Origin of the sequence: Marinomonas sp. BSi20584 (assembly GCF_002792415.1) — a bacterium.
Classification (GTDB): domain Bacteria; phylum Pseudomonadota; class Gammaproteobacteria; order Pseudomonadales; family Marinomonadaceae; genus Marinomonas; species Marinomonas polaris.
On record NZ_KZ454925.1, the window covers coordinates 1 to 1,147 of the forward strand.

The 1,147-nt window shown below is 35.7% G+C and carries 3 tRNA genes; all 3 read left to right on the forward strand.

Annotated elements, in window-relative coordinates:
* Positions 1 to 104 precede the first annotated feature (104 nt).
* The 3 genes from TY87_RS22365 to TY87_RS22375 all read left to right on the forward strand — a co-directional run bounded on the left by TY87_RS22365 (position 105) and on the right by TY87_RS22375 (position 541).
* A tRNA-Met gene (locus TY87_RS22365) sits at positions 105 to 181 on the forward strand.
* A gap of 77 nt (positions 182 to 258) precedes the next feature.
* Positions 259 to 335: transfer RNA gene (locus TY87_RS22370), tRNA-Met, on the forward strand.
* 129 nt (positions 336 to 464) lie between these two features.
* Positions 465 to 541, forward strand: a tRNA-Met gene (locus tag TY87_RS22375).
* The last annotated feature ends 606 nt before the right edge of the window (positions 542 to 1,147 follow it).

Below are 1,147 nucleotides of genomic sequence, written 5' to 3' on the forward strand. Positions count from 1 at the left end.
CGTTGGTTCGAATCCGGCTCCCGCAACCATTCATATTAGTTTAGTCACTTAATTTCCTCAGCACTAAAAGATAAAATCTAAACTATATCAATAGTTTAGCATGGCGCGGGATGGAGCAGTCTGGTAGCTCGTCGGGCTCATAACCCGAAGGTCGTTGGTTCGAATCCGGCTCCCGCAACCAAATACACTTAGTGTTTTGGCGATATTTTTATCTTTAATTTCTGTATATAAACTATATAAATCAATAGTTTAATCTGTCGCGGGATGGAGCAGTCTGGTAGCTCGTCGGGCTCATAACCCGAAGGTCGTAGGTTCGAATCCTGCTCCCGCAACCATTTCAGAAAAGCTTGTAGGTTCATTTTTAAATCTAGAAAAATGCTCTCGCAATCAAATATCAGATTTGGTCATACAAATATTCAGAAATACATTACCAAAAAGTAAGCTATGTCTATAGTTTAACTTGTCGCGGGATGGAGCAGTCTGGTAGCTCGTCGGGCTCATAACCCGAAGGTCGTAGGTTCGAATCCTGCTCCCGCAACCATTTCTTATTTCTACTCCAATCTAAACTAAAAAATTTTCTGATCAAAATTGTTATTTATATTGAGTTGCTTATTTATTGTCTTTACTGCTTCTTTGGTTCTCTACTTTTCACTTGAAAAAGCTCATGTGGCGAATCTGTGACAATATTGTGACCAAAGTGAACATTCAGCCCTCAAAAAAATCATCATGAAAACGTAAGTAAATGTCCTTATTTTACCTTAAATGAGGAATTTTTGTCGTTCGGGCGTTTCTGTGCTTTATGCATTGAGAAGATCAATTGGCCATAGACCTGTCTAATCAAAATTGATCTTAATCGTTATAAATAGACAAATATTTATTATCTATTTTTTTCATAAGTATCTGTATTTTATAGAAATTGCTTATTAATGATCATTGGTCATTTGTTTGGTTCTGTTTATCAGATTGAGACTAAACAACTATGATAATGATCTTAAAGTAGTATGTTTCTATACATTACAGTTGTGACTGTGTCTAAAACAAACGATGTAACGAAATCTCATTTTCTGGAATTTGATAGAAAAACTCTATATCTTTGAAAAAACACTGTTTATTTAGAAGGGCTATCCATTTAGAGCAACCAATGTCA